This is a genomic window from Actinomadura sp. NBRC 104412, assembly GCF_030269515.1.
In the GTDB taxonomy this organism is placed as follows: Bacteria; Actinomycetota; Actinomycetes; order Streptosporangiales; family Streptosporangiaceae; genus Spirillospora.
In genome coordinates this window covers 81,803-104,228 of sequence record NZ_BSTM01000024.1, presented here as the reverse complement: position 1 = coordinate 104,228, position 22,426 = coordinate 81,803, and the positions used below count along the sequence as shown (strand labels likewise).

The 22,426-nt window shown below is 71.3% G+C and carries 21 protein-coding genes; 13 read left to right on the top strand and 8 right to left on the bottom strand.

The window, feature by feature from the left end; all coding sequences use genetic code 11:
• Positions 1 to 9: 9 nt before the first annotated feature.
• The 4 genes from QSK21_RS26200 to QSK21_RS26185 form a co-directional block, all read right to left on the bottom strand.
• Positions 10 to 909 carry an AAA family ATPase gene (locus QSK21_RS26200; protein ID WP_285699722.1) on the bottom strand — a complete coding sequence of 300 codons (900 nt, stop codon included), beginning with the start codon at positions 907 to 909 and terminating at the stop codon, positions 10 to 12.
• Positions 906 to 1,973 (bottom strand): cupin domain-containing protein, encoded by a 1,068-nt coding sequence (locus tag QSK21_RS26195; protein ID WP_285699721.1) that lies wholly within the window; start codon positions 1,971 to 1,973, stop codon positions 906 to 908. The genes QSK21_RS26200 and QSK21_RS26195 overlap by 4 nt, the downstream gene beginning before the upstream one ends.
• A 67-nt stretch (positions 1,974 to 2,040) precedes the next feature.
• Complete coding sequence (locus tag QSK21_RS26190; RefSeq protein WP_285699720.1) at positions 2,041 to 3,198, bottom strand: MFS transporter; 1,158 nt, start codon at positions 3,196 to 3,198, stop codon at positions 2,041 to 2,043.
• Positions 3,199 to 3,232: 34 nt separating this feature from the next.
• Positions 3,233 to 4,240 (bottom strand): cupin domain-containing protein, encoded by a 1,008-nt coding sequence (locus tag QSK21_RS26185; RefSeq protein WP_285699719.1) that lies wholly within the window; start codon positions 4,238 to 4,240, stop codon positions 3,233 to 3,235.
• Positions 4,241 to 4,325: 85 nt separating this feature from the next.
• On the opposite strand from QSK21_RS26185, the gene QSK21_RS26180 reads away from it, so the two are divergent.
• Both QSK21_RS26180 and QSK21_RS26175 read left to right on the top strand, forming a co-directional pair.
• A complete protein-coding gene (locus QSK21_RS26180; RefSeq protein ID WP_285699718.1) occupies positions 4,326 to 5,090 on the top strand; it encodes a FadR/GntR family transcriptional regulator in 765 nt (254 codons plus the stop codon).
• Complete coding sequence (locus QSK21_RS26175; RefSeq protein WP_285699717.1) at positions 5,083 to 5,799, top strand: FadR/GntR family transcriptional regulator; 717 nt, start codon at positions 5,083 to 5,085, stop codon at positions 5,797 to 5,799. Before QSK21_RS26180 ends, QSK21_RS26175 begins: the two co-directional genes overlap by 8 nt.
• 6 nt (positions 5,800 to 5,805) lie before the next feature.
• On the opposite strand, the gene QSK21_RS26170 is transcribed toward QSK21_RS26175, so the two are convergent.
• The 3 genes from QSK21_RS26170 to QSK21_RS26160 all read right to left on the bottom strand — a co-directional run bounded on the left by QSK21_RS26170 (position 5,806) and on the right by QSK21_RS26160 (position 10,337).
• On the bottom strand, positions 5,806 to 7,266 hold the full coding sequence (locus QSK21_RS26170) for an aldehyde dehydrogenase family protein (RefSeq protein WP_285699716.1): 1,461 nt from the start codon (positions 7,264 to 7,266) through the stop codon (positions 5,806 to 5,808).
• Positions 7,267 to 7,366: 100 nt separating this feature from the next.
• The gene (locus QSK21_RS26165; RefSeq protein ID WP_285699715.1) at positions 7,367 to 9,196 is read right to left on the bottom strand and encodes a thiamine pyrophosphate-binding protein; all 1,830 of its coding nucleotides are present in this window, start codon (positions 9,194 to 9,196) and stop codon (positions 7,367 to 7,369) included.
• Between the two features lie 31 nt (positions 9,197 to 9,227).
• A complete protein-coding gene (locus QSK21_RS26160; protein WP_285699714.1) occupies positions 9,228 to 10,337 on the bottom strand; it encodes an ABC transporter substrate-binding protein in 1,110 nt (369 codons plus the stop codon).
• Between the two features lie 161 nt (positions 10,338 to 10,498).
• Here QSK21_RS26160 and QSK21_RS26155 point away from each other — a divergent pair, with 161 nt between their 5' ends.
• Positions 10,499 to 11,608 (top strand): ABC transporter substrate-binding protein, encoded by a 1,110-nt coding sequence (locus QSK21_RS26155; protein ID WP_285699712.1) that lies wholly within the window; start codon positions 10,499 to 10,501, stop codon positions 11,606 to 11,608.
• 60 nt (positions 11,609 to 11,668) lie between these two features.
• On the opposite strand, the gene QSK21_RS26150 is transcribed toward QSK21_RS26155, so the two are convergent.
• Positions 11,669 to 12,457: an IclR family transcriptional regulator gene (locus tag QSK21_RS26150; protein ID WP_285699711.1), complete on the bottom strand. Its 789-nt coding sequence runs from the start codon at positions 12,455 to 12,457 to the stop codon at positions 11,669 to 11,671.
• Between the two features lie 179 nt (positions 12,458 to 12,636).
• On the opposite strand from QSK21_RS26150, the gene QSK21_RS26145 reads away from it, so the two are divergent.
• The 10 genes from QSK21_RS26145 (at position 12,637) to QSK21_RS26100 (ending at position 22,371) form a co-directional block, all read left to right on the top strand.
• Entirely contained in the window at positions 12,637 to 13,239 is a 603-nt protein-coding gene (locus QSK21_RS26145; RefSeq protein WP_285699710.1) for a cysteine hydrolase family protein, read from the top strand.
• An 8-nt stretch (positions 13,240 to 13,247) separates the two neighbouring features.
• Complete coding sequence (locus QSK21_RS26140) at positions 13,248 to 14,471, top strand: MFS transporter (RefSeq protein WP_285699709.1); 1,224 nt, start codon at positions 13,248 to 13,250, stop codon at positions 14,469 to 14,471.
• Entirely contained in the window at positions 14,458 to 15,174 is a 717-nt protein-coding gene (locus QSK21_RS26135) for a cysteine hydrolase family protein (protein WP_285699708.1), read from the top strand. Before QSK21_RS26140 ends, QSK21_RS26135 begins: the two co-directional genes overlap by 14 nt.
• Positions 15,175 to 15,262: 88 nt before the next feature.
• Positions 15,263 to 16,801: a tripartite tricarboxylate transporter permease gene (locus QSK21_RS26130; RefSeq protein WP_285699707.1), complete on the top strand. Its 1,539-nt coding sequence runs from the start codon at positions 15,263 to 15,265 to the stop codon at positions 16,799 to 16,801.
• Entirely contained in the window at positions 16,801 to 17,337 is a 537-nt protein-coding gene (locus tag QSK21_RS26125; protein WP_285699706.1) for a tripartite tricarboxylate transporter TctB family protein, read from the top strand. The genes QSK21_RS26130 and QSK21_RS26125 overlap by 1 nt, the downstream gene beginning before the upstream one ends.
• On the top strand, positions 17,337 to 18,377 hold the full coding sequence (locus QSK21_RS26120) for a Bug family tripartite tricarboxylate transporter substrate binding protein (RefSeq protein WP_285699705.1): 1,041 nt from the start codon (positions 17,337 to 17,339) through the stop codon (positions 18,375 to 18,377). Before QSK21_RS26125 ends, QSK21_RS26120 begins: the two co-directional genes overlap by 1 nt.
• Positions 18,378 to 18,379: 2 nt before the next feature.
• Positions 18,380 to 19,384 carry a tripartite tricarboxylate transporter substrate-binding protein gene (locus tag QSK21_RS26115; RefSeq protein ID WP_285699704.1) on the top strand — a complete coding sequence of 335 codons (1,005 nt, stop codon included), beginning with the start codon at positions 18,380 to 18,382 and terminating at the stop codon, positions 19,382 to 19,384.
• A gap of 301 nt (positions 19,385 to 19,685) precedes the next feature.
• Positions 19,686 to 20,702: a Bug family tripartite tricarboxylate transporter substrate binding protein gene (locus tag QSK21_RS26110; RefSeq protein WP_285699703.1), complete on the top strand. Its 1,017-nt coding sequence runs from the start codon at positions 19,686 to 19,688 to the stop codon at positions 20,700 to 20,702.
• 13 nt (positions 20,703 to 20,715) lie between these two features.
• On the top strand, positions 20,716 to 21,687 hold the full coding sequence (locus QSK21_RS26105; protein ID WP_285699701.1) for a cupin domain-containing protein: 972 nt from the start codon (positions 20,716 to 20,718) through the stop codon (positions 21,685 to 21,687).
• Between the two features lie 21 nt (positions 21,688 to 21,708).
• Positions 21,709 to 22,371, top strand: coding sequence for a cysteine hydrolase family protein (locus QSK21_RS26100; RefSeq protein ID WP_285699700.1), 663 nt, complete (start codon positions 21,709 to 21,711; stop codon positions 22,369 to 22,371).
• Positions 22,372 to 22,426: the final 55 nt, after the last annotated feature.

The following is a 22,426-nucleotide window of genomic DNA, read 5'->3' as shown; positions in this document are numbered from 1 at the left end:
CCGGCTCCCTCAGGAGCCGGCGAGCGGGCCATCGGCCGCGGCGCCGACCGCGGCCGACAGATCGTCGGGGGTGAGCCGCTCGGGGTCCTCGGCGAGGTCCGGGCGCCGCGCCAGGGCCGACAGGATCGCCTTGCGCACCCGGCGCCCGTCGAATCCGGCGCACCGGGCGGCGAGCTTGCGATGCAGCTCGGTGTCCTCGGCCAGTGGCCGCAGTCCGGGCCACTGGACGGCGAGTTCGGTCAGCGATCCGCGGATGATCTCGGTGATCACCTCTTCGTCGGGCAGCGCCGTCTCCAGCACCAGGTCGGCACGGGACAGGAACGCCTCGTCCAGTGCGGGCATGAAGTTGGTGGTGGCCAGCATCAACAGGTGGGGTGACGAGGCGCGCAGCTCGTCGAGGCCGGACAGCACGGCGTCGGTCGCGCGGTGCACATCGACGGGGTTGGTCTCGAACGCCGCCGCGCTGCGGCGTACCGCGAGGGACTCGATCTCATCGATCAGCACGATCGTGTGCGGCCGCCGCTGGGCCAGCTCGGGCAGCGTCTCGGTGAACAGCTCCCGCACGGCCCGCTGGCTCTCCCCGAGCATCTCGCTGGGGAACGCGTGCGGGTCGACCTCGACGAACGTCGTCCCGCCACGCCTGGCCAGGGCCAGCGCCACCACCTGGGCGAGCCCCTGGCACAGCGTGGTCTTCCCGGTGCCCGGCGGCCCGGCGAGCACCACCAGGCCGTGCGGCGCGCCGGACAGCCGTTGCAGCCGCCGGCCGTGGCGCAACAGCAGGATCGCCTGGCCCAACAGCCGTTCCTTCAGCGCGGGGGCGGTGATGATCGAGTCCCACGGCCCGTCATGGTGGTCGGCCGGCAGCGCGTGGACACCCGTGATCCCCGGGGGCAGGCGCACCGCGCTCATGGCCAGGTCGGCCGGACGACCTCCGGCCAGTCGACCGTCGTCGGGTCGCCGGCCTGGGCGTCGCGGATGTGGTCCGGCGGCTCCTCGAACAGCACCAGCGGGTCGGTGAGCACCCGCATCGTCTCCAGCAGGCTGTCGAACATGTGGATCCGGACCACCTTGGCCGTCCGGTCGGGATTGTCGTTCAGGTGCTGGTGCCACAGGAAGTGGTCGACGATGATCAGGTCGCCCTTCTTCCACGGATGCCTCTCGCCGCCCTCGGGCTCGGTGCCGAGGTAGCTGTGCCCGTTGCCCTCGACGACGTACAGCCATGCCTCACCCGGGTGGCGGTGCATGGACTGCGCACGGCCCGGGGCGATCTCGAACATCGCCATCGTGATCCCCGAGGCCCGGTAGCCGATCGCCCGGTCGAGCAGGAACGTCGTCCGCGTGCCCCGCGGTGTGGGCAGCAGTTCGAGGTCGTCCCAACTGGTGTGCAGCCGGCCGGACCGGCGGTCGTTCTGCTCGCGGGCGAGCCGGCGGACCCGGCGGGCGTACGGGTCGTCGCCGGCCATCGTCTCGGTGTACGGCGGACGCCCGGGCAGCTCGGCGACGTCGGTGTGGCCGGCGTCCTCAAGTACCGACATGCCCATCGTGTCCAGCATCGGCTCGCTGGAGAAGGTCAGGTACCTCGCGGTGGTCTCGCCCTCGTTGCCGGAGCGGTGCCAGGACCAGGCCGGCAGGTGCAGCGAGTCACCCGGGCCCCACTCGATCCGCTCGCCGTCGATCTCGGTCCAGCCCCAGCCGCCGACGACGAACACCATCGCGTCCCAGCTGTGCCGGTGGATCGTGGTCGTGGTGCCCGGATCGAACTCGTGCACCATGGCGTCCATCGTCCGGGTCGGCCGGTCGCCGTCGACGCCGACGTACACCCCGATCCGGTGGCCGCGCTCGCTGGGGTGGAGCGTGACGTCCTCGGCCGTGACGACCGTACGCCGATTCGCCCGCCAGCTCTCCAGGAACTCCGCGCGCCGTTTCTTCTGCACGTGGTAGTGGGTCACCTTGGTCGTTGTCCGGCTGGCCACCAGCACCTCCTAAAGGAATGACCATTAGGCCAATAATGTCAGGTCGGCGCCCGCCCCACAAGCGCCGCTACCGACCGCCCAGGTGGCGGCGCAGCCTCGGCGTGTAGCCGGCCGGTGTGGCCGCCAGGACCCCGGTCAGCATCAGGGCCGGCACGAGCGGCACGACGGCGAGCAGTCCCGCCACGCCGAGCGGGACCAGGAACAGCGAGGCCGCGCGGAACGTCCCGGCCGCCGCGATCGCGTCGCCCCGTTCCTCCGGGTGGACGGCGTCGGACGCCACCGCCGGCCCGACGGTCTGGAGCACCCCCGCGCCGATCCCGGAGACGGCGAGCGCCGCGCCGGCGGCGAGGGCGGTCGCCGCGAGGGGTGCGAACGCCGCGATGCTCAGACCGGTGGCCAGCACCCCGAGCCCGAACGACCGGGACATCCACCGCTCGGGCACCCTCCCGGCCAGCCCGGTGCCGGCGAGGGACGCCGCGTTGGCCACCGACACCAGCCCGCCGACCATCGAGGGACCCTGCCCGGCATGGGTGAGCACCACCGGGATGTAGGAGCTCAGCAGTCCTCGCCAGGCGCCCGCGGTGACGCCCGCCCAGCAGCCGGCGTCGACACCGGGCCGGGTCCAGATCAGGCCCGGCCGCCGGTCCTCCAGTTGTTCGAAGACCGGAAGCCTGGTCAGCCGGCGGGCGGGCCACATGACCACCGTGGCGATCAGCGCCGCGCACAGCAGGGCGCGGCCGGGCGACGCCTCGGTGAGGAACCCGGCCAGCACCGGCCCGCCGAGCAGGCCCGCCGTCGAGGAGAGGTTGAGCGCGGTGAGGCCGCGGACCGACGAGTCCGACACCCGGACCGCGTGGGTCTGGCTGCCGGTCCAGAAGAACGCGCGGGCGATGCCCTGCAGCAACTGGGCGAGGCCGAACCAGATCGGCAGTGCCGACACGGCGGCCAGCCCGCTGGAGACGGCCAGCAGCAGGGCCGCGAGGACGACGAAGTCCCGGTCCGGGAGCAGGCGCATCGCCGGGCCCATCACCAGGCGCGTGCACAGTTGCGCCACCGCGGACAGCGCCGTGTAGACACCGATCTCGGTGCCGCTGTACCCGGCCCGCAGGGCGAGCAGCGGCATCGCGACCGAGGCCATCCCCAGTGACAGGGAGAAACCCGACGTGCACAGCCAGGTGGGCACGGAGTCCCGGGGCAGTCGCCGGTCGTCAGGCCCCGGGGTCACCGCCCCGCCATGCGATCAGCCATCATCGCCCGGCTCAGGACCGCGCCGCGTCGAACTCGGGCGCGTTCTCCAGGTAGGCGACGGTGTCGTAGCCGAGGTAACGGAAGAGCCGGTTCTGGGCGCTGAGCAGCATGACCTCGCTTCCGTCGTCGGCGACGTGCTGGTGGATGGTGTTCTGCGGGACGTAGATCGTGTCGCCCGCGGTGAACCTGTGCACGGTCGGCTCCTTGGCGATCCGCGCGTAGTACCTGTCGGCGATCTCCGCCTCGACCTCCCAGTGGTAGCTGGTGCCCGAGCCGGACTGCACGTAGAGCACCTCGTCGGCCATGTGCCAGGCCCTGCCGGACCGGCTGCCCGCAGGGATGCGCTGCTGGTAGATGTCGACGCTGAAGCACCGGACGTCGTCACGGGCCGGTGACAGGATGCTGCGGATGATGCCGTCCTGGGTGGTCTCCCAGGTGGTGTCGGCGGGCTTGACGACCTTCTTGCGGTCCATCACGCCGGGCGTCCAGATCCGCGACCAGTCCTCCCTCGGCCCGAACCGGTGCTCGTCCTTGACCGGGCCGCTGCGGCCCTGCTGGATGAGGCCGAAGTACATCCACATGCTCTTGGCCTTGAAGACCAGCGCCGTGGCGGTCTCGTCGCCGTCGTTGAAGTGCCGGTGCACCGAGTCGGTGTGCACGATGACCAGGTCGTCCTTCTCCCAGTCGTAGCGCTGCCCGTCGTGGATCTCGTAGCCCTTGCCGCGCAGGATGTAGAAGGCGGCCTCGTTCTGGTGGCCGTGCCCGTGGTTGGACTTGCCGGGCGGGATCTCGACGAAGTGCACCTGCAGCGTCTGTGTCAGGAAGGGGTCGTCACCCGGGCCGACGCGCCACCAGGTGCGGGAGTCCTTCGAGTCGCCGGAGTGGCCGACCTTGGCGTCGTCGACGACCACCTCGTCGTTGCGGACCCGGGGAGCCTTGAGCTGCGCCTCGCGGAACTCCGACAGTCCGTACTTCTCCGAGGTGATGCCGCGCAGAAAGGTCCGACCGCTCTTCGCCATGATCTAGACTCCCGAGGTTGGAGAACTGTCGTACGGAAAGAATATACTAATGACTGACCATAAGACCATAGTGAGGGAGCGTGCGATGGCGTCGGAACCCGACGGCGGACGGGCCGTCGCGGGACTGTTCAAGCCGCTCCAGGTCGTCCGCGCCTCGCATGACGTGGTCAGGCAGATCAAGGAGGCCATTCACGCCGGCCGCCTCCGTCCGGGCGATGGCCTGCCGTCGGAGCGGGAGCTCACCCAGCGGTTCGGGATCAGTCGCGTCACGGTCCGTGACGCGCTCCGCACCCTGGAGGCCACCGGGCTGATCGAAATCCGGGTCGGAGCCCGCGGTGGTGCCTTCGTCCGGGTGCCCGGACCCGAGCATGTCGGTGACGGCTTCACCAACATGATGCTGCTGTCGGACCTGTCGCCGGAGGAGGTGACCGAGGCCCGGATGATCATCGAGCGCGGTGCCGTCCCGCTGGCCTGCCGGCGCCGTACCGACGACGATCTGGCCGCGCTCGACGAGATCTGCGACCGGTCGGTCACAGCGGTCGAGGAGGGCCGTCACGATGTCGCGCTCTCCGCCGAGTTCCACATCCGGCTGGCGTCCTGCGCGCACAACGACGCGATCGAACTGCTCGTCAACTCGTTCCAGGAACCGCTGCTGATGTCGTTGAGCCGGGCCATGGACGTCGCTCCGGAGATGGGGGCGAGGGGCGTGCGGGAGCACCGTGCCCTGGTGGAGGCGATCCGGCGCCAGGACGTCGCGGCCGCCGACCGGCTGATGAGCGCGCACCTCGGCCGGACGGCGGCCAGGCTCGGTGGCGCCCGGACCTCCGGCGAGGCGGTCGGGCGTGACTGACGCCGGCGACCACCTCACCCCGGTGAACTCCGGCCGGGTGAGCCAGCAGATCGTCGACCAGATCGTCGCGCTGCTGCGATCCGGCCGGCTCGCGCCGCACGACCGGCTGCCCTCGGAACGGCAGCTCGCCAAGGACTTCGGGGTCAGCCGGGTCACCGTCCGGGACGCGCTGCGGATCCTCGAGGCGCAGGGCCTCATGTCGGTCAAGGTGGGGGCCGGCGGCGGCGCGTTCGTCACCGCGCCGTCCGACGAGATGGTGGGGGAGCGGCTGAACGACCTGCTCACGCTGGCGCCGATCGACCCCGAAGACGTGGCCGAAGCCCGCCTGGTGATGGAGCTGGGCATCCTCGACCTGGTGCTGGCACGGGCGACCGAGCAGGACCTCGAGGCGCTGCGGGCGGTGTGCGAACGGGCCGAGCGGTCGCTCGCCGACGGCGAGTACGACCGGAGCACCGCCGAGCAGTTCCACGCACGGCTGGCCGAGGCGGCCCACAACGGCGCGGTGGCCCGGATGGCCGGGTCGTTCCGGGGGCCGCTGCGCATGGCGGCGCTGCGTGCGCGCGAACCCGCGGCGGACGCGCACCAGCGCACCGTCGAGGACCACCGGGAGCTGGTCGAGGCGATCGCGCGCCGCGATCGGGTGACGGCCCGGGCGGTGATGAGCCGGCACCTCACCCGGGGTACGGCGGTGGAGATACCGGAGCCGTGAGCCCGTTCACTGACGCAGGTTGACCACGACGCTTTTCAGCCGGGTGTAGCTGAGCAGCTCGTCGAGCGAGCTCTCGGTCCCGAGCCCGCTGTGCTTGTAGCCACCGAACGGGGTGCCGAGCGGCTTGCGGCCCGTGCCGTTGACCCAGACGGTGCCGGCCTGGAGGCGCCGCGCGGTCCGGTGCGCCCGATGCAGGTCGTCGGTCCAGATGTTGGCGGTCAGCCCGTAGTCGACGGCGTTCGCCAGCTCGACCATCTCGTCCTCGTCCTGCCAGTCCAGAACGGCCATCACCGGGCCGAAGATCTCGTCGGTGGCGATCGTCATGTCCTGCGTGACGTCGGCGAACACCGTCGGCTGGAGGTAGTGGCCGCGGTCCAGCCCGAGCGGCCGCCGGCCTCCGGCGACCAGCCGGGCCCCCTGCTCGACACCGAGCGCGACGTAGCGCAGCACCCGCTCGTAGTGCTCGCGGAACGCCAGCGGTCCGAGGTCGGTGGCCTCGTCGTGCGGGTTCCCGACCGTCAGCGCGTTCACCTGCTCGACCAGCTCGGCGAGGAACGTCTCCCGGATGGACCGGTGCACCAGGATGCGGGAGTTGGACTGGCAGGACTGGCCCATCGAGCGGCGCAGGTTCATCCCGGCGACCGCGCCCGCGGCGGCCCGCCGCGGATCCGCGTCCGGAAAGACGATCATCGGGTTCTTGCCGCCGAGCTCCAGTGTGACGTGCTTGATGTGGTCGGCCGCGCCGCGCAGGACGGCCCGGCCGGTCGGCACGCTGCCGGTGAAGGCGATCCGCTCGACCCGCGGGTGCTCGACGAGTGCCGCGCCGACCCGGCCAGGACCCGTGACCACGTTGAGCACTCCGGGCGGGAGCAGCCCGGCGGCCAGCTCGGCGAACCGGAGGGCGGACAGCGAGGTGTGCTCGGCCGGTTTGAGGACCACCGCGTTGCCGGCCATCAGAGGCGCCGCGCACTTCCCGGCCGCGAACTTGAACGGATGGTTGAACGGCACGATCCGGCCGACGACGCCGTACGGTTCGCGCTGGCTCATCGCGAGCTGCGCCGGTGTGGACGGCAACGTCGCCCCTTTGGCCTCGCCACCGAGTCCCGCGAAGTACCGGATCTCGTCCGCCGCGGAGCGTACGTCGCCGCGGCTGCCGTTGATCGGCAGCCCCGCGTCGGCCGTGTCCAGAGCGGCGAGCTCCTCGGCCGCGGCGTCGATCCTCTCGGCGAGGGCGCGCAGGGCCGCGGCGCGTTCCGGCCAGGGACGGTCGCCCCACTCCGGTGCGGCCGCGGCCGCGGCGGCCACCGCCCGGTCCACGTCGGCCTGAGCGGCGATGGGCACCGTGCCGATGGGCTCCTCCGTGGCCGGGTCCAGGCTGACCATCGTCGAGCCGTCGGCGGCATCGCACCACTGTCCGCCGATGTACATCTGCCGTGGTCGGGTCGGGCGTTCGGTGGCGGCGGTCATCGAGATCGCGGCGTGCGGACTCCGGCCGTTCGCGCCGAAGCGGGCACGCCGCTTCCCCCTTTCTGGGACGTTACGGACGTTGCGGACGTGCGGGAAAGGGTCAACGCCTGGTTCTCGGTCGCGGCGCGGTGTGCACGTCGACCAGCGCCACCTGTCCCTCGTCGACGGCCTGGAGCGCGTCGCCGAGCGCGGCGGGAAGGGCGGCCGGATCGGTCACAGGCCCGGCCGCCCAAGCCCCGTACGATCTGGCCATGGCGGCCAGGTCGACCGCGGGCCCGTCGATCCGCATGCCGATCCAGGAGTTGTCCACCGGACGGCCGCGGTGCCGGGCGACCGCGTACTGGTGCTCCTCGTCGTTGTGGAAGGAGCGGTTGTTGTTGACCACGATCAGCAGCGGAATGCGGTAGTGGACGGCGGTCCACAGCGCGCCGGGCGCCATCAGCAGGTCGCCGTCGCCGATGATCGCCACCGGCAGCCGGCCACTGTCGCGGGCGGCGAGCGCACCCCCCACCATCGCACCGGGGCCGTAGCCGACACCGCCGCCGCCGCTGTGCCCGAGGAAGCTGCCGCCGCCGGGGAACTGCCAGATCCCTTCCGGCCAGCTTCGCGTGTTCCGCAGGGTGAGCAGCCACGGCCGGTCCCGGACGGCGTCCCACACCGCGGCGGCCAGATACGCCGGGGCGATCGGAGCCTGGCCGCGGACGCCCTCGACCGCGGCCCGCTGTCGCGCGCGCAGTTCGCGGTGCCGGGCCGCCACGTTCTCGCGGCGCCGCTCGCGAACCCGCCGGCGGTCCGGCGGCTCGGCCGAGACCAGGTCGGCCACGGCGTCGCGGAGCTGCCGGAGGCCGGTCAGCGGCTCGGCCAGCAGCGGCACGTCGATCGGCACCGGCGCCTGCCCGGCGTGCGACCAACCGCTCGGCGCCAGCGGATCGAGGGTGATCGCGACCAGATCGCGGTCGGTGGACGCAGTACCCGCGGCGCCCGGCTCCCGGGATGAGCCGACCGGCCTCACCGCGCGCAGGTCGGCGAGGTCCACGGCCAGCACGGCGTCCGCGGTGTCCAGCACGGCCGGGTCGCCGCTGAGGTTGTGCGGGTGCGCGGTCGGGAAGCAGACGGTGTTGGGCGCGTCCTGGTACGCGGCGGCGAGCAGCTCGGCGAGCTCGACGAGCGGTGCGGTGGCCTCGGCGCGCAGGCCGACCCGGCCGGCGACGATCAGTGGCGCCTCGGCCGCGACCAGCAGCCGGGCCGCGGCCAGCACCTGGTCCGGATCCGCGCCCGGGCCGGGCTGCGGCAGGCACCGGCGGAGGTCGGGTAGGTGGAGACCCTCCGGCGGCGCCGGCTGCTCCTGCAGATCGGCGTCCACGGTGACGTACACCGGCCCGGTGGGGGCGGTCCCGGCAAGCTGATGCCCGCGGGCCACCCCGTCGAGCAGCGCCTGCGGATCGGCGGGCTCGTCGTCCCACTTCACGTAGTCGCGGACCAACTGGGCCTGGTTCGCCGCCGAATGCAGCCAGTCGATCGGGCGGCGCGCGGTGGTGGTCAGCGGGCCACCGCCGCCGAGCAGCAGCAGCGGTGCCCGGTCGCACCAGGCGTCGTACACGGCCATGCTGGCGTGCATCAGGCCGACCAGGTCATGGACCGCCGCGACGGCCACCCCGCCGGTGGCCTTCGCATAGCCGTGCGCCAGCGAGACGGCTATCTCCTCGTGCAGGCAGAGCAGCAACTGCGGATCGCGGTTGCCGCCGTGGTTCACCAGTGAGTCATGCAGGCCGCGGAAGCTGGAGCCCGGGTTCAGCGGCAGGTACGTGCAGCCGAGGGAGCGGAGCAGGTCGACGAGGTGGTCGGACACGTAACCGGCGGTCCGGTCCGCGGCCGGCCCGACCGGCACCTCGACGGGGGTCCGGTCGGTGCCGGTCTCGGTGACGCTCATCGAAGCCCTCCGGCCGTGGCGGCGGCGCGGTTCAATTGCCGCCCACCTTCTTGCCCTTGCGGGCGATCGCCTCGTACTCCTTGATGGCCCCGTCCTCCTCTTTCAGATACTTCTCGATGTCCATGACCCGCACGTCGGCGCTCCCGGTGTTCAGCAGGTCCTTCCGGCTGGGATCGATGTTGCTGTCGCGCAGGACCGGCTGGCCGTCGCTCAGCAGCCACTCGGCGAACAACTGGGCGCCGGCCGGGTTGGCCGCGTTGCGCACGAGCCCGACACCGTTCGGCCGGGCGAACAGCGGCTGCACCGGCTTCGGGTCCTTCCAGGCCACCGGCGCGCCGTCGGCCGCGACCTCGGAGATCCCGTAGCTGTAGTCGCTGGTGACCAGGGCGTACTCGCCGGCGACCAGCAACTGGCGCATCGTGGTGTGGCCGTTGGTGAACGCCGCTCCGTCGGCGATCTTGTTGAAGTAGTCCTGGACCTGGGCGGGCGTCATCCCGCCGTCGGTGGTCAGGTACTCGCGCAGCGCCCAGTACCAGTCATAGTCCTCGATCTCCATCGCCATCCTGCCGTCCCACTTGGGGTCGGCGAGATCGGCGTAGGTGGTGGGCTGCTGGCCGGGCTTGACCAGGTCGGTGTTCCAGGCGACCGCGAAGATGTTGAACCGGGAGACGGTCCAGGTCGGCCGCTTCGACCCTTCGACCAGGTTCGCGGTGACCGGCGCGTTCAAGGGGGCGAAGGCGTTGCCGTCGGCCATCGCGACCATCTCCGGTCCGTTGGTCTCGACGACATCGGCACCCGCGAAGCCCGCCTTGACCTCTTCCAGGACGCGGTTGCGGACGTTCTCGCTACCCGCGCGGTAGAGCGTGACGCGGACGCCGGTGGCCTTGGTGAACGCGTCGAGCAGTTTCCGGGCGACGTCCTCATTGAGCGAGGTGTACCACTTGAGCTGCTTCTCCTTCTTCGCTAGTTCCACCAGTTCGGCGCGGCGCGCCTGGCCGTCCAGTCCCTTGACCGCCGCGGCGATCGGCGCGTAGCGGTCGCCGCCGGAGGCCGCCTGCCCACCGGATCCCTGCTCGGCTGTCGGGGACCCGCCGCAGGCGGCGCAGAGGACGAGAACGGCTGCGATCATCAGAGCACGCATCGGGGCGCTCCTTCGCTGAGGGCTGGCTGACCACGGTACGGAGGCCGCCAAGCCCGGCCACAGCGAGGCGTCTCGAATAGTGGGCTGGTTCCGGCGGGATACGGCGGGTTCGGGGCGACCATGGTCGCGATCTCGATCACATCGATCAGGAGCGTGATCCGATGGTGCAGTTCGCAGCGAAGGCCCCGGCCGCACGAACCGGCGTCGCCCTCGTGGTGGCCCTCTGCCTGGCGGCATGTGGTGGCTCCCCGACGCAGAAGGGAGCGGGGTCCGGCGGGGACCGGGACCCGTACGCCGCGGTGCTCGGCCGGCTGAAGGGCCTGGAGGGGAACGCGCGCACCCAGAAGCTGCTGGAACTGGCCCGTAAGGAGGACAAGCTCAGCGTCTACACCTCCAACACCGACCTCGCGGACCAGGCCAAGAAGTTCACCGAGAAGTACGGCATCCAGGTGAGCGTCTACCGGGCCAAGGCGAACCAGGTCCTGCAACGCCTGCTGCAGGAGACCAAGGCCAGGCGGTCGTCGGCCGACCTCTATGACAGCAACGCGGAGGAACTGGCCACCGCGAACACCGAGGGCCTTCTGCGTCCGTACGAAGGCCCGGCCGACGACGGGCTGGTCCCCGCCGCCAAGCAGAAGGGCTGGGTCGGAAGCCGGCTGAACATGTTCACGGTGTCCTGGAACACCAGGGTGGTGAAGCAGCCGCCGAAGTCCTTCGAGGATCTGGCGGACAAGCGGTTCGCCGGAGTCACGATCATGGAGAGCCGGGCGTTCGAGTGGTACATGGCGTTGTCCCAGTACTTCATCGGCAAGGGCAAGACCCAGGCACAGGTCGATGACCTGTTCCGCAGGATCGCCGCCAACTCGACCGCCGTCGAGGGCAACACCACACACGCCCAGTTCCTCGGCTCGGGCGAGCACGGCCTCTCGACGAGCGTCTACAACCACCTCGTCGACCAGTTGATCGACACCGGGGCGCCGCTGTCCCGTACGCCGGTGGTGGAGCCGCTGGTCATCCGTCCCAACGGGGTGGCCCTGCTGCGCAACGCCAAGAATCCCGCCAGCGCGCTGCTCTTCATGGAATGGGTGCTCAGCGACGGCCAGCAGCTGATGATCGGCGAACACCGCATCCCGGCGCGGGCGGACCTGCAGAAGGGCGCGCTCGACGGGATCGAGACCGTGACGGTCGACATCGGCAAGCTGGTCGCCGAAGGCGAGCAGTGGGAAGCGCGCTACGAGGACATCCTGCGCAGTGCGCGATCGGCCAAGTAGACGTCCGCCCCCGCTCGACCTCGGCTTCCGCTCGACCTCCGCTTCCGATCGACCTGCGTGTCAGGCGCTGAGTCCGGCCATGTCGGTGGTGTCCCTCCCGACCGGATGCCACCCCAGCCGGCGCTGGATCTCGGTGGCGGTGGCCAGCAGCGGGCGCTCCACGGACCGGAACCGTCGCCGGTCGGGCAGGGTGCCCGCCGAGACGGAGATCGCCGCGATGATCTGTCCGGCCCGGTTCCAGATTCCGGTGGCCACCGACGAGACGCCCAGATAGTGCTCGTCGTGCTCCCAGGCCAGGCCGCGGTCGCGCACCGTGTCGAGTTCGGCCAGGAGCCGTTCCGGCTCGACCAGTGTGTGCGGCGTGAACCGGGCCGGTGGCCCGGCCGTGTACCGCTCGACGACGGCGCGCGGCGCGTAGGCGAGCAGGACCTTGCCGGCGGCGATGGCGTGCAGTGGGCCGCGCTGGCCGACCCGTCCGGGCACGTTGGACCGGCGGTGGTCCACCTTCTCCAGGCAGAGCAGGTCGTCGCCGTCGCGGACCGACAGGAGCGCCGGCAGCCCGACCTCGGCGGAGAGCCGTTCGAGTGGTGTCGCCGCGACGTCGTGCAGGCGCCGGCGCAGCGGGGCGAACGAGCCGAGCTCGAACAGCCGCAGCCCGAGCAGGTACTGGCCGTACTCGTTCGACTCGAGGACACCGGCCATGCGCAGGGTGACGAGCATCCGGTGCGTGGTGGCCCGCGGAACCCCCAGCAGGCGGGCGGCCTCGCCGGCTCCCAGCAGGGGTCGCTCGGCGAACAGATCGAGCAGCTCGAAGGCTTTCAGCACGGTGGTTGACGGGGGTGTCGCCATGGGCCACTTGCCTCCTTGCGGGGGTCTTTCCTGTGCGGGCTGCACGGATTGACACCTTTGGGCTATGACCATATGGTCTTACCATTATGCCGTGGAGCTTGGCAAGCATGCCCTCTCCACCCCCCGCATGGTTCCCGTCAGAGGGAGCGGTCGACGGCGTCGGCGACAAGGAGCCACGGATGACGGAGCGTCTCGACCCGGCCAAGGTGGCGCTGGTCGTGTTCGACATGCTGGAGTGCTACCGGCCACGGATCGAGCAGGCCGGCGCGCTGGAACCGATCCGCGAACTCATCGGGCACTGCCGGCGGCACCGCGTGCCCATCTGTTACGCGCGTGCCGACCACCGTCCTGACGGCGCCGATGCCAACCGCACCCTTACCGACACCGACGAGGGCTTCATCCCCTGGGGGCCCGAAGGCCAGCGGTTCGGGTTCGCCCACCCGCCCGAGTCGATGGCGGTGCTGGCCGAGTTCGCGCCACAGCCCGGTGACTACGACGTGCCCAAGCATCGGTGGAGCGCGTTCCACCAGACGCACCTCGACCTGAGCCTGCGCAGCCGCGGTGTCGACACCATCGCGCTGGTCGGCGGCTCCACCCACGTGGGCATCGCCAGCACGGCGTTCGCGGCGCGTGACCTCGACTACCAGGTGATCGTGGTCTCCGACGGGTTGACCGGATACGAGCGGCAACGGCGCTTCTTCATCGAGCACGTGTTCCCGCGGATGTGCCGCGTGCGAACCGTCGGCCAGGTGGCCGCGGCGCTCGACGCCGGCGCCGCCTGAGGCCGCCGATGGCGATCCCCGCACCGCTGCGGAGCGGCAGATTCGACCTGTACTGGACGGGCGTAGTGCTGACCGAGATCGGCACCCGGGGCACGTTCATGGCGAATCTCTTTCACATGTACCAGTTGACCGGCTCGGCCCTGCGGACCGGCCTGATCGGGCTGTTCCAGGCGGTCGCGCTGATCGTCCTGTCGCCGCTCGGCGGTGCCTGGGCGGACCGGGTCGACCGGCGCCGCATCGTGCAGCTCATGCAGTGCTTCTCGCTCCTGGTCAGCCTCGGCCTGGCGGTGCTCACGCTGGCCGGGGCGATCCAGCCGGCGCTGATCCTGGTCGCGGTGCTGCTGAACACCGCCGCCGAGACCTTCGACCGGCCGGCCCGCCAGGCGATCATCCCGGCGCTGGTCCCCGAGAAGGACCTGGTCAAGGCGTTCGCGCTGATCAACCCGTCCCGGGAGATCGCGATCCTGGTCGGCCCGGCGCTGGCCGGCCTGCTGATCGCCGGGTTCGGGCCCGCCGGGATGTACCTCGCCGACGTCGCCACCTTCCTGGTGCTGATCGTCATCATGCAGGTCCTCCGGGTCCCCCCACTCCCAGGCGAGACCCGTCAGGTCAGTGTTCTCACCAACATCCGGGAAGGATTCGCATGGCTGCGGCAACGCTCACTGATCCTCCAGCTGATCGGGCTCGACCTGGTCTGCACGCTGTTCGGTGCCTACCGCGCGGTGCTGCCGGCGCTGGCGACCGACGTACTGCACGTCGGAGCGGCCGGCTTCGGCCTGCTGGCCGCCGCGCCCGCGCTCGGGGCGCTGATCGGATCGGCGCTGGTGTTCCCGTTGATCGACAAGGTGCGGTCGGGCGTGGTGGTCCTCGGCTCGACCGCCGCGTACGGGCTGATGGCGATCGGGCTCGGGCAGGCGCCGATGGTGTCCCTGGCCTTGGTCGCCGCGACCGGCCTCGGCCTGTGCGACGCGCTGCACACCACCATCCGTCACGCCGCGGTCCAGATCGAGACACCGGACGCGATGCGCGGCCGGGTCACCTCGACCTACCAGATCGCCTCCCGGGGCGGCCCGGCGCTCGGCGACCTGAACATCGGCGGCGCCGCCGGCCTGCTGGGGCCCGCGGCCGCGCTCAGCCTCGGCGGCGTCGTCCCGATCGCGGTCGCCGCGGCGGTGGCGGTGAAGGGCCGGCTGGTGCGTGGCTACCAGGTACCGGCGCATGAGTCCGCCTGAGGCACCGCGAACGCACTGCTGGGACGACCTGATCGGCCCGCAGGAGCGGCTCGTCGCGAGCAGGTACGGCGGCGACCGTACACCGGGAGGCAGGCCGGCGCTGCTCCTCATCGACTGCTACCGCAAGGTGTTCGGCGACCGCCGGCAGTCGGTCGCCGAGGCGATCGACAGGTTCCCGGCGAGCTGCGGTACGGCGGCCTGGGACGCGCTCGGACCGCTTGAGACGGTGCTCGCCGCCGCCCGTGGCGCGGGCGTGCCGGTGCTGCACACGACCGGCGAATCCCGGCCGCAGGGCCGGGTCGGCGCGACCACCCAGCGCCGCCGGCAGCCGGGTGAGGACGAGGCCGCCGGCTACGAGTTCGTCGAGCCGCTCACTCCGCTGCCGACCGAGCCGGTGGTCATCAAGAGCCGGGCGAGCGCGTTCTTCGGGACGCCCCTGGCCACCTGGCTGCGGCAACTGGACATCGACACGCTGGTGGTCGCCGGCGAGAGCACCAGCGGCTGCGTGCGTGCGAGCGTCGTCGACGCCTACTCGCTCGGCTTCAAGGTCCTCGTGGTCGAGGAGGCCACCTTCGACCGCAGCGAGCTCTGCCACAAGGTCAACCTCTTCGACATGCACCTCAAGTACGCCGCGGTCACCCATCTCGACACGGTCGTCGAGTACCTCAGGGGCGTGGGCGCGCGGCCCGAAGGCTGCTCATGAAGTGAGACGGGTGGCTCTACGACGAGCGTGAACCTGTCGTACGGTCGCCCGACATCGGGGTGTCAGGCCATCCGACAAGAAGGTGCCGATGCTCGAGGCGTTCTTTTCCAGCTTCCTTCAAGTGCTCGAACCGGCGACGTTCCTGCTGGCGTTGCTCGGCATCGCGATCGGCTTCATGGTCGGCATCCTGCCTGGCCTGGGCGGTGCGGTCACCCTCGCCCTGATGCTGCCGTTCATCTACGACATGGAACCGGTGCAGGCGTTCGCGTTCCTGCTCGGCATGTGGGTGGTGACCGCGACCACGGGCGACATCACCTCGGTACTGCTCGGCGTGCCGGGCGAGGCCACCTCGGCCGCGGCGGTCCTCGACGGCTACCCGCTGACCAAGCGGGGGGAGGCCGGCCGGGCGCTCGGCGCGGTGCTGTTCAGCTCCGCGATCGGCGCGCTGCTGGGCGCCTTCTTCCTCGCCCTCTCCGTGCCGATCGTGCGGCCGCTGGTGCTCGCCCTGGGACCGCCGCACTTCTTCATGCTGACCCTGCTCGGGCTGACGTTCGTCGTGACGCTGTCGGGACGTGACATCCTCAAGGGCTTCCTGATGGCGGCCCTCGGGATGCTGGTCGCGCTGGTCGGCATCGACCCGCAGGCCGGCGTGCCGCGCTACACCTTCGACCAGCTCTACCTGTGGGACGGCATCGACCTGGTGCCACTGGTGGTCGGGCTGTTCGCCGGCGCCGAGGTGCTGCAGCTCATGCTCAGCAAGACCTCGATCGCCAACCGCCGCCCGACGGGCAGGCTGGCCGGGATCGGCACCGGTGTGCGCGACACGCTGCGTCACTGGTCGGTCGTGGTGCGGTCCAGCGCGATCGGCGTCGGGATCGGGCTCATCCCCGGGATGGGCGGCACCGTCTCCCAGTTCATCGCCTACGGCGTCGCCCAGCAGACGTCCAAGAGGCCCGAGCGGTTCGGCAAGGGCGCGATCGAGGGCGTGATCGCCGCCGGCGCCAACAACAACGCCAAGGACGCCGGGTCGCTGATCCCGACCGTCGCGTTCGGCCTTCCCGGCGGTGTCGGGACCGCCGTGCTGCTGGGCGCGTTCCTGATCACCGGGCTGAACCCCGGGCCGGAGATGCTGACCACGCACGTGGACGTGACCTTCTCGATGGTCTGGATCCTGGTGCTGTCGAACCTGATCGCGGTCGCCGTCTCGTTCCTGCTGCTCCGGCACCTGGTCAAGCTGACGTTCATCCCCGGGACCTGGCTGGTGCCGTTCCTGCTCGTGCTGCTCGGCATCGGCGCGTTCACCGCCAACAACAGCTTCAACGACATCCTCGTGATGATCGCGGCCGCGGTGTTCGGCGTGATCGCCATCCACTGGGGCTGGCCGCGGGTGCCCTTCCTGCTCGCCGTGGTCCTGGGCGGGCTGGCCGAACGGTACCTGTTCCTGTCCCACTCCCTGGAGGGCTGGTCCTGGCTGAAGGACCCCGCGGTCATCGCGATCGGGGGATGCCTGGTCCTGGTGTTGCTGTGGCCCCGGATCCGTGCCCGGCGCCGGCGCCGCGGCGGCGTCGGCGCGGACACGGCCGCCGACTCGCCCGCCCCCGAGAAAGACATCGTAAGAGGTGGCTGATGCCTTCGACAGACGACATCGCGCCCGCCCGGATCCGGGCCGGCGACGTGGTGATGACCGTGATCCTGCTCGGCGTCTTCTCCGGTGCCTTCCTGCTCGCGCGGGACTGGCCGTTCCGGGCGGCGTTCTTCCCGAGGCTGCTGTCCGTCGCGGGCATCTGCTTCTCGGTCCTGAAGCTGATCCAGTTCGCCGTCCTGCTGTGGCGTCCCGCTCGGTCCGGGCCGGTGGAACCACCCGCCGCCCGGCCCGTGCACGCCGACGACGAGGAGCAGGACGACCAGAGCCTGGAGTACGTCTTCGGCAGCGCCGGTGCCCGGGCCTGGACCGCGGCCGTGGCCTGGGTGGCCGGGTTCTTCGTCGGCCTGTGGCTGGTCGGAATCTATGTCATCGTTCCCGTCTTCGCCCTCGCCTACCTGCGCACGGCCGGTAAGGCGAGCTGGCCCGCCGCCGCGCTGTACGCGGCGGTGGCGGGCGGCGTGCTGTGGCTCGCCTTCACCCGCCTTCTCGCTGTGCCGATGCCGGCTGGAGTCCTCTGATGAAGACCACCGTGCCCACACTGCTCGCCGCGTCCGCCGTGACCGTGTCGCTGCTCGGCGCCTGCGATCTCTCCGGAAAGACGACCACGACCGGTGGCGCACAAGGCTGCGCGGCATTCGAGGGGGAGACGCTCTCGCTGGTCGTGCCGTTCAGCCCGGGCGGCGGCTACGACTCCTACGCCCGGATGATCGCGCCGGAGCTGGCCACGCGGCTCAAGGCCAAGGTGATCGTGGAGAACCGGGACGGCGCCGGCGGCCTGCTCGCGATCAACTCGCTGGTGACCGCGAAACCGGACGGCAGACGCCTGGCGATCATGAACGCGGTCGGCGTGGGCGGAGCCGCGGTCGCGGAATCGCAGAGCGTCCGGTTCGGTCTGGACAAACTCTCCTACATCGGCCGGGTGGGCGCCTCGTACCACATCTTCTCCACCTCGGCGAAGAGCCGTTTCAAGAGCTTCGACGACGTGATCGCCGCCGATCGCTTCCGGTACGGGTCGACCGGTCCCGGAGCCGCCGACTTCGTCAACGGCCAGATGCTCAAGGCGATCTTCCGGCTCCGGGCGGACATCGTCACCGGCTTCGAGGGCTCGGAGGAGAACGAGCTGGCGGTCACCTCCGGGAAGGTCGACGGGATGACCGGCGACTTCGACAGCCGGCTCCCGGCGATCCGCAACGGCGACCACCGGCCGCTGCTGCTGCTCGGCCCCGAGCGGGACCCGCAACTGCCCGGCACGCCCGCGCTCATGGAACTGCGGATGACCCCACAGCAGCGCGCACTGGCACAGGCGCAGGTCGACCTGCTGTCGCTCGGCCGGCCCATCGTGGGTCCGCCGGGGATCCCGGCGGACCGTCTGAGCTGCCTGCGCACCACATTGCAGAGCGTCCTCCAGGACAGGACCTTCGCCGACAAGGCGGCCAAGACCGGGCGTCCGATCAACTTCATGTCCGGCGCGGACGTCGACCGGCTGGTGCGGCAGGTGCTCTCCGCGCCGCCGGAGTTCCGATCGATCATGAAGAACGCCTACGCAGGAGAGAGATGATCATGAAACGGGCAGCGGCCCTCACCGCCATCGTCATCCTGCTGAGCGGCTGTGGCGGCCAGTCCACCACGGGCGGCGGCCAGGACGGGCTGAAGGGCAAGAAGATCGACTTCGTGGTGCCCTACGAGCCCGGCGGCGGGTACGACATCTACGTCCGGTTGCTGGCACCGGCGATGGAGAAGTGCACCGGCGCCACCGTCGTGGTCCGCAACGAGCCGGGCGCCGGCGGCCTGGTGGCGACCAGCAAGACCTTCGTGGCCAAGCCGACCGAGCTGCGGCTGCAGATCGTCAACACCGTCGGCGCGGTCAGCAGCCAGATCGCCCGGGACGAGGGCGCCCGGTACCGGCTGGAGCGGTTCAGCTGGCTGGGCCGGGTCTCGACCGAGCCGAACGTCCTGGTGGTGGCCGCCAACAGCCGGTTCCGGACCTTCGACGACATCCGGAAGAGCAGGACCCCGATACGGTTCGTCGCGACCGGTCCCGGCAGCAACGAGTACATAAACTCCGTGATCCTGCCCAAGGTGTACGGCTTCCCGGGCACCGTGATCACTGGTTTCGCCGGGTCCGGCGAGGCGCGCGCCGCCGTCCTCTCGGGGAAGGCGGACGCGCACATCCTGCCCCTTGACAGCCAGCTCGCGGCACTTCGGTCCGGCTCCGTGCGGCCGCTGCTGGTCATCGGCCCGAAGGCGGGCGCACCGGTCAGCGACACGCCGACGACTGCGGACTACCCGCCCGCGGACCCCGCGCAGAAGCCGATCGTCGACGCGCTCGTCGCGCTGGCCGCCACCGGCCGCGGGGTCGTCGGTCCGCCGGGTATGGACGCCGGCCGGCTGACCAGGCTGCGGGCGGCGCTGGACTGCGCGCTGAAGGACCCCGGCGTCGCCCAGGCCGCCGCCCGCCAGAAGCGGTCGATCGTGCCCCTCTCCGGCCCCGAGACGGCGCGGATCGTCGGCGCGGTGCTCTCGTCGCCCGAGGCGTTCCAGCGTCTGGTCCGCGAAGGGGCGTGAGCGGGGCGAGTCATTGTGGGGGGCGACCCCCCACACCCCCCGCTGGGCGAAGGGCGTGGCCCTGCGCTCGCAGGGCTCGCTCCGGGCCACGCCCTTCGCCGGTCAGGGGCTCCGCCCCCGACACCCCCGGCAGGGGGCTCCGCCCCCTGCACCCCCGTTTGGGGCTTTGCCCCTTTGCACGAGTCATTGTGGGGGGCGAGTCATTGTGGGGGGCGACCCCCCACACCCCCCGGAAGGGCCGTCCGGCACGGTTCCCGGAGCGGAGGGGGCCGGGCCGGACGCACTCGAGCGAAAGGCACTTATGAGGAAACTGCTACGTGCGGCCGTCATCCTGCTCGTCGGCCTCACCGCCGCCTGCGGCGGTGGACAGGTGACCGGCGGTGGCGGCGGCGCGGCCTTCAAGGGTAAGACCCTCCACTTCGTGGTGTCGTACGGTACCGGCGGCGGCTACGACATGATCGCGCGCGCCATGTCGAAACACCTGGAGAAGCGGCTCGGCGCCACCGTGGTGGTCGAGAACCTGGACGGCGCCGGCGGGCTGCTCGCCGCGAACAAGGTCTTCTCGGCGAGGCCGGACGGGCTGACCATCGGCATCTTCAGCGGCCAGGGCATGGCGGGCGCGGTGCTCGGCAAGGCCAAGGGCGCGACCTTCGAGCTCCCGAAGTTCGGATTCGTCGCGCGGGTGGCGGCCGACCCACGTGTCCTGAACGTCCGCGCGAAGGGAACCCACACCTCGATCGACGCGATGCGCGCCGCGCGCGGGTTGCGGTTCGCCAGCTCCGGCCCCGGTGGGTCGGAGCACATCGACGCGACCGTGCTGTTCCCGGTGCTCGGCATCGACGGCAGGATCATCACCGGCTACAAGGGGTCGGCCGAGACCGAGCTGGCGGTGACCTCCGGTGACTGCGACGCGACCAGCGGCACGCTGAGCACCAGGCTGCCGCCGATCAAGAGCGGCGAGCAGCGCGCCGTGCTGGTGATCGGAGCCAAGCGGGTGCCGGAGCTCCCCGGCGTTCCGGCCCTCTCCGAGATCAGGCTCGACCCGGCGAACGCGGCGCTGGCCAAGGCGCACATCACCATGCAGGAGATGGGTCGGCTCGTACTGGCGCCTCCCGGGGTACCGGAGGACCGGCTCGCGGCGTTGCGGGGGGCCTTCGCCGCGGTCAGCAAGGACCCGGAGTTCCTGAGCTCGATGAAGCAGGCCGGTCAGCCGATCGAGTTCGTCGACGGCGCGCAGGCCAGGAAGGTCGCCGAGTCGGTGCTACGCGCTCCGCCGGCGTACCGGGCCCTGCTGGAGGAGTCGTACCGGGGACAGTGAACGGGGGCCGACGATGAGGACGCGAACCGAGACCCGTTCGCACTACGAGGTGCAACGGGACCGGCGCAAGGCCATGGCCGACGACTGGCGGGCGCACCGGCAGACCGTGATCCGCTCCGGTGATGTCGAGCACCGCCAGGCCGGACCGGGCGTGACCGCCGGTCAGTACATCGGCGCCGCGGCCGGACGGCCGACCAGGCTGGTCGACTGCACGGAGTACCGGCTGGAACCGGGTGCCGTGAGCACCGCCCGCCGGGAGTCCTGGGACACCATCTACCTGGTGGTGTCGGGCACCGGGTGGACCGAGATCGACGGCCGCCGGGTGTCCTGGCGGCCGTGGGACGCCGTCCACGTGCCGCATTGGGCGGCGTTCCGGCACGGCACCGACGACCCGCGCGGAGCGGTGCTGCTGTCGTGCAGCTCGCGGCCGGTCTTCGAGTCGCTGGGCGCGGCCTGGACGCTGCCCGCGGATCGGCCGGATCCCACCGAGGCCACCGGCGGGCGCCGGGGGCGGCTGCACACCGACTACGACGAGATCGAGCTGCGTCCCAATCCCAAGGGGACGCGCAGCAAGTTCCTGGTGGACCCCTCGATCGGCTCGCGCACCTCGGGCCTGACGATGGTCATGGTCCAGCTCGGGCCGGGGCTGTTCCAGGCCAAGCACCGCCATCCGGGCGAGGCGCTGCTCTATGTCGTCGAGGGCCGCGGGCACAGTTACTTCGGCGAGCAGCCCACCGGAGGCCGGGAGGAGCCCTGGGAGGCGGGTGACCTGCTGGTCGTCGACCACTTCCTCTGGCACCAGCACTTCAACGACGACGCGGAGCGACCGGCGCGGCTGGTCCGGATGCACCTGATGGAGACCATGCTCACGACGATGCAGGCGTTGCTCGACCCGCTGGTCCTGCTGGAGGAGCCGCCGGAGGAACTGGCCAAGGCTCCGGACGCGACGATTCCGGACTGGCCGGAGGACCGGCGGCCGGACTGAAACACGGAGGGGCGAGGGCGCATGACCGACATCGCTGACCGGCAGGGCGGGGGAGGGCTCGGGGTCCTCGTGGTGGACATGGTGCGCGCGCTCGCCGACGAAACCGTGCCCGGCCATGAGCCGGACGGGCCGCCGGCCGCGGAGCGGTGCCGCCTGCTGCTCGACGCGGCCCGGACGGCCGGGCTGCCGATCTGGTTCACCCGGGGCGGAAAGCGGTGGCACACGAGCACGGCGAGCCCGCTGTCCACCGTCGAGCGGGGCGGATGGTTGCGGCGTAACGGATGGAAGCGGGATCCGCCGGAGGTCGCGGAGCTCGCGATGGAGATCGCGCCGCGCCTGGCCCCCCGGCCGGGCGAGGTCGTGCTCACCAAGAGCAAGCCGAGCGCGTTCTTCGGCACGCCGCTGATCAGCCAGCTACTGTCGGCGCGGGTGTCCGAGCTGGTCGTGGTCGGCATGATGACCTCCGGATGCGTCCGCGCGACCGTGACCGACGCGTTCTCCTACGACCTGGACGTGACCATCCCGGTGGACTGCGTGGCCGACCGCGACGCCGCCGCGCACGAGGCCAATCTGCGGGACATCGGACGCAAGTACGCCACCTTGCTGGACGCGCGTGGATTCAGTGCATTGATCGGCCGGCTTGAGGGGGCGCGCCCATCTCACATGGGGAGACACAAGGGTTGACCAAGGGCAATAGGTCATACCATTCTGCCTTAAAGATCCGGCCCGCGAACCGACG